General features: G+C 35.6%; 6 protein-coding genes. 4 read left to right on the top strand and 2 right to left on the bottom strand.

The window, feature by feature from the left end:
- Window positions 1–59 precede the first annotated feature (59 nt).
- Window positions 60–707 (bottom strand): DUF4271 domain-containing protein, encoded by a 648-nt coding sequence (locus AACY61_RS07605; RefSeq protein ID WP_339610982.1) that lies wholly within the window; start codon window positions 705–707, stop codon window positions 60–62.
- Window positions 708–837: 130 nt separating this feature from the next.
- Between AACY61_RS07605 and AACY61_RS07610 the strand changes: the two genes are divergently transcribed.
- Genes AACY61_RS07610 through AACY61_RS07620 form a run of 3 tightly spaced genes read left to right on the top strand, consistent with a single transcriptional unit; the run spans window position 838 to window position 3,406 of the window.
- Entirely contained in the window at window positions 838–1,569 is a 732-nt protein-coding gene (locus tag AACY61_RS07610) for a polyprenol monophosphomannose synthase (RefSeq protein ID WP_339610983.1), read from the top strand.
- A gap of 3 nt (window positions 1,570–1,572) precedes the next feature.
- Complete coding sequence (locus AACY61_RS07615) at window positions 1,573–2,913, top strand: dihydroorotase (RefSeq protein WP_339610984.1); 1,341 nt, start codon at window positions 1,573–1,575, stop codon at window positions 2,911–2,913.
- Window positions 2,870–3,406: a DUF4296 domain-containing protein gene (locus tag AACY61_RS07620; protein WP_339610985.1), complete on the top strand. Its 537-nt coding sequence runs from the start codon at window positions 2,870–2,872 to the stop codon at window positions 3,404–3,406. Before AACY61_RS07615 ends, AACY61_RS07620 begins: the two co-directional genes overlap by 44 nt.
- Here the strand turns inward: AACY61_RS07620 and AACY61_RS07625 are convergent.
- Window positions 3,403–4,449: an NAD-dependent epimerase/dehydratase family protein gene (locus AACY61_RS07625; protein WP_339610986.1), complete on the bottom strand. Its 1,047-nt coding sequence runs from the start codon at window positions 4,447–4,449 to the stop codon at window positions 3,403–3,405. The genes AACY61_RS07620 and AACY61_RS07625 overlap by 4 nt on opposite strands.
- A 41-nt stretch (window positions 4,450–4,490) precedes the next feature.
- On the opposite strand from AACY61_RS07625, the gene tyrS reads away from it, so the two are divergent.
- Window positions 4,491–5,786, top strand: a complete 1,296-nt coding sequence (gene tyrS, locus AACY61_RS07630) for a tyrosine--tRNA ligase (RefSeq protein ID WP_339610987.1) — start codon at window positions 4,491–4,493, stop codon at window positions 5,784–5,786.
- Window positions 5,787–5,811 lie beyond the last annotated feature (25 nt).

Raw genomic sequence — 5,811 nt, forward strand, 5'->3', positions numbered from 1 at the left:
TGGGAAACCAAAATTGTTTTCACTTTCATAAACCTGGTTGTTTTTTTTGATTAAAAACCTCACTGTGTCATCACTATTTTATAGATTATAAAATAGGGTGAAATTTCAAGTGCGCAAAGATATAAAATAAAATAAAACAAATGCTTGCTTATTAGCTTTTCATATGTTTTATAGCTGTAAAACAGTGAAACGAGGTTTAACAGAAGTACTATTACCAAAACTAAAGTAAAAGCAAGGGTGTCGGCATTGATGGCATACATAAACAGCATATTTATCACAAGTAATAATATGGCTATCAAGTTTCTATAGGTCAATTTATGATATAAATATTGATTGATATAAGAGTCTATCGAGAAAAGGTTTGCGATGAGTTTTTCTATGTAAAATTTTAAACCAATAAAAACAGTAAAAAATCCTGTTATTTGAATAAAAATAATTGTGTTCTGAAGTGTGACTGATTCAAAAAAATGAGTAGATAATAAGAACAAGAATAAAGATACAGATAGTATTTGAACCAGTAACAACAGCACATTGAAGGGTTTAAAAATTTCTGTGTTTTTTCCTTGCACCAAAAAATATTTATTGGAAACAATCAGAAAAATAAATTCATTAAATCGCTGGCTGTTTAAAAGTTTAGCAACTGCCATCAAAACAAAACAAGCAAAAACCAGTAAGGTCATCCAGTCAGGTACTGATATATTTTGCAAGAGTGCTATCACATTAAACAATTAATCACACAAATTTACTGTAAATTAAGGGCAAAATTATAGTGGTTATAACATTTTTTAAACTCCACTTCAAATTAAAATTAAGTACATTTGCGCAAAATATTAGGGAATGTCTAAGGCATTAGTTGTTATACCTACTTACAATGAAATTGAGAATATAGAGCGTTTGCTGCGAAATGTTTTTTCGCTACAACGAAAGTTTGAAGTACTTGTTGTAGATGACAATTCACCAGACCTGACCCATCTTAAGGTTAAAGATTTACAAGAAGAGTTTTCTGAAAATTTGCATCTCTTGGTAAGAAAAGGGAAAAGTGGTTTAGGAACAGCTTATATTGAAGGTTTTAAATGGGCTTTAGCTAGAAAATATGAATATATTTTTGAAATGGATGCCGATTTTTCTCATAACCCCAACGATTTAATACGGCTATACAATGCTTGTGATAAACAAGAGTTTGACGTGGCCATAGGGTCGCGTTATGTAAAAGGCGTAAATGTTGTAAACTGGCCTATGAGTAGGGTTTTGCTGTCATGGATGGCTTCAAAATTTGTGCGTTTTATAACTCAGATGCCCATTTTTGATACCACAGCCGGTTTTGTTTGCTATCGCAGAAAAGTTTTGGAAACCATCAATCTTGATAAAATACAATTCATTGGCTATGCGTTTCAAATAGAGATGAAATTCAAAGCCTATTTGAGTCAATTTAAAATTATTGAAGTCCCCGTAATTTTTACTGACCGCACTAAAGGAGAATCAAAGATGAGCGGAGGTATTATCAAGGAGGCTGTTTTTGGGGTTTTGTCTATGAAATTTAAAAGTTTATTTAACCGCTATGAAATTTAAGATATGCACACTGTTTTAATAAAAAACGCAAAAGTTGTTAATGAGGGCAGCATCCAAAATTGTGATGTGCTTATACAGAATGAGGAAATTGTAGAAATTGCAGACAGCATTAGCGCAAAATCATCAGACACACAAATCATCGATGCCGAAGGGAATTATTTATTACCCGGAGTGATTGACGACCAGGTGCATTTCAGAGAGCCCGGACTCACACACAAGGCAACTATTGAAACCGAATCCAAAGCTGCCGTTGCGGGAGGAATTACCACCTTTATTGAAATGCCCAATACTGTTCCGCAAGCCACAACTGTAGAACTGCTTGAAGATAAGTTTGAAATTGCTCGTAAAACTTCCTGGGCAAACTATTCCTTTATGTTTGGCGGAACCAATGATAATCTGGAAGAAATTCTTAAGGTTGATCCAAAAAAAGTAGCCGCTTTAAAACTCTTTTTAGGTTCCTCAACAGGCAATATGCTGGTTGATGACCCAAAGGTTCTGGAAAATATATTTGCAAAAACCAATTTGCTTATTGCAGTTCATTGTGAAGATGAAGCTACCATTAAAGCCAATTTAAAATCACACACAGACCGTTATGGAGATGATATCCCCATGGAATGCCATCCAACTATAAGAAGTGAGGAAGCTTGTTATTTGTCCTCTTCAAGAGCCATTGCCTTGGCCAAAAAAACAGGTGCCAGATTGCATGTTTTTCACCTTTCAACAGCTAAAGAAACCGCTTTGTTTGATAACAAAACACCGCTTGTGAAAAAGAAAATCACAGCAGAGGTTTGCATTCACCACCTTTGGTTTTCTGATGAAGATTACAAAGAAAAAGGAACTCTAATTAAATGGAATCCGGCTGTAAAAACCGCTTCAGACCGTGAAGGTTTGTGGAAAGCATTACTGGACGATCGCATAGATGTCATTGCAACCGATCACGCACCCCACACACTGGAGGAGAAAAAAAACGTATATACAAAAGCCCCTTCCGGTGGACCGCTTGTTCAACACGCCTTGGTAGCCATGCTTGAGAATTACCACCATGGAAAAATAAGTCTCGAAAAAATTGTTGAAAAAATGTGCCACAATCCGGCAATCTTATTTCAAATTAAAAACAGGGGTTTTATCAAAAAAGGATTTAAAGCTGATTTGGTTTTGGTAGATTTACATGCCCCATGGACAGTGAATAAAAGTAATATTTTTTATAAATGTGGATGGTCGCCTTTTGAAGGGTTTACCTTTAAATCAAGGATCACCCACACTTTAGTCAATGGAAAACTAGTGTTTAACAATTCAAAATTTGCAAAAACAAGCAATGCCCAACGACTTGAATTCAACAGATAAAACTCATTCATTCCATAATAGATTGATTCTCCTTTTAGGATGTATTAGCTTATTATTTTTAACGGGTTGTCAAACTATTGAAAGAAACAAAAAACCCGAAAATTTGATTCCTGAAGACAAGATGGTTGAAGTGCTCATTGATGTGCATTTATTTAATGCTGCAAAAAGTGTGAACCGCCTCCCGCTTCAGCAAACCGGTATGACACCTCATCAGTTTATATATGAAAAACATGATATAGACAGTCTCACATATGAGCAAAGCAATGCTTACTATGGGGCTGACCTCAATACTTATGAAGAAATACACGCAAAAGTCAAAGTTCAACTTGAGCTAAGAAAAACTGTGGTAGACACTTCTATTGCACGTAAAAAAAGAGCTCAAGACTCTTTAAAATTTATTCAGGACTCAATTAAACTTAAAAAATTAAATATTAAAAGTGAAAGCTCACCAAAAATTCAAGCCGTTCAAGAATTAAAACGTGATTCTATTTAAGGTGTTTGATCTTTTAGATAATTTTCAGTAATTCTTTTAATTGTTTCCTTTAAAGGAGTAAAGGTGTAGTTTAATTTATCCACAACTTTTGAATTGTTGTAGTGTCGCTTTTTAGATAAGGAATCTGCAGTACTTTTAAAAAGCATTTGTTTGGTGCCGGTAAGCAAGCTTTTGATGTAGTCCAACCCGCAAAGTAAGGAAAGCATCCAGGGTTGAAGTATCTTCCCCGGTGGTTTTTTATTGAATGCCTTTGCCGCTTTTGTTAAGAGTTCTTGATAAGAAGAGCTTTCAGAAACAAGGATAAAACGTTCATTTTTACAATCACTTTTCATCAGTTTTAAAGCTATTTTTACAACATCAATAACATCTACAAAACCCATAACCCCTTTGGTGTAATAAGAAAGACCTTTGTAAACCTTCGTAAACAATACTCCCGTTCCTTGATTCCAAAAACCACTTCCTAAAATAACACCCGGATTCAGGATTACAGCATCAAGACCTTCCTGAGTTCCTCTCCATACTTCCATTTCGGCGCCATATTTTGAAATGGCATATACGTTATTGTCATCATCGGGGTTCCAAAAATGTTCTTCGGTAACTTTCTTGTTTTCAACTTTTCCCAATGTGGCTATGCTACTAAAATGACACAACTTTTTAACATTAAAGGACAAACAAAGATTTACGATATTAGCGGTGCCTTCTATGTTTGATTTTTTTAGTTTCTGAAAGTTTTTGGGATCAAAACTCACATAAGCAGCGGCATGATAAACATAGTCAATTTCTTCAAAAGCTATTGTTAAAGCAGCAATATCAACCAGGTTTGCTTCCACCCATTCAATTTGATTAAAAAGGGTTTCCGGTTTATCAGTGTAATAGGAAAACACTTGTTTCACAGCTTCCAGATTGCTGTTTTTCCTATGAATCGCCCTTACCTTTTGCCCGTTTTTAAGCAAAAAATAGATTAAATGAGCCCCAACAAGGCCTGTACCACCGGTTACTAAAATCATTTTACTAAAATACTCTTTTTTAAAATTCTGCTTCATCTTTTGTATGATAAATCTATCTTTGCAAAAACTTTAACCGGATGCTCAAAAATTTTGTAGAAGAATTGCAATGGCGTGGAATGATTCACGACCTCATGCCAGGAACAGAAGAATACTTAATGCAAGAAATGCGCACTGCTTATGTAGGGTTTGACCCAACAGCAGATTCTTTACATGTAGGTCATTTAGTGCCCATTATGCTTTTGGCTCACTATCAAAGAGCCGGTCACAAACCCATAGCGCTTGTGGGGGGAGCTACTGGTATGATTGGTGATCCATCAGGCAAATCGTCTGAGCGTAATTTACTTGATGAGGAAACCCTCAAACACAATCAAAACGCACTAAAAAAGCAACTCTCTCAATTTTTGGATTTTAATTCCAAGGAAGCCAATGCAGCCGTATTGGCAAACAACTATGATTGGATGAAAGCATTCACCTTTTTGGATTTCATTAGAGATATAGGCAAGCATATCACCGTAAATTACATGATGTCTAAAGACTCTGTAAAAAAACGTCTTACTGGTGAAGACAATGAAGGGATGTCATTTACAGAGTTTACATACCAACTAGTTCAGGGATATGATTTTTTGGAGTTGTATAGAACCCATAATTGTACCTTTCAAATGGGTGGAAGCGACCAATGGGGAAATATTACTACCGGCACCGAACTCATAAGACGAATTGCTGGAGGCAAAGGCTATGCCCTCACCTGCCCTTTGATCACCAAAGCAGACGGCACCAAATTTGGCAAAACCGAAGGAGGAAATATCTGGCTGGATGCAGAGCGAACGTCCCCTTATAAATTTTACCAATACTGGCTAAATACCAGCGATGAAGATGCTGAAAAGTATATCAAAATATTTACTTTCTTATCCAAACAAGAAATTGAAACCTTAACTGAAGAGCACAAAACAGCCCCTCATTTAAGACAACTTCAAAAACGTTTGGCAGAAGAAATGACCATTATGGTTCACTCTCAAGAAGAGCTCGACAATGCTGTTGTAGCTTCAAATATACTATTTGGAAACTCCACTTCATCCGATTTGAAAAAATTGAATAAAAATACATTTCTTGATGTCTTTGAAGGGGTGCCCCAAACTGAGGTTTCGCAAAAACAAATTTCAGAAGGATTGGATATTATCGCAGCCTTAGCTGAAGTTGGAGGATTTTTGAAATCAAATAGTGAGGCGCGCAGGGCTTTAAAAGAAAACTCGATTTCAGTGAACAAGGAAAAAGTAGATGAGACTCATAAAATCACTGAAAAAGATTTAATCAACAACACCTTTGTGCTGCTTCAACGAGGAAAGAAAAATTATTTTATTCTTACAGTAATATAATCTATAATGAAAGAAACCCTTGAAA

The sequence above is a fragment of the uncultured Planktosalinus sp. genome (genome assembly GCF_963973675.1).
Lineage (GTDB): Bacteria > Bacteroidota > Bacteroidia > Flavobacteriales > Flavobacteriaceae > Planktosalinus.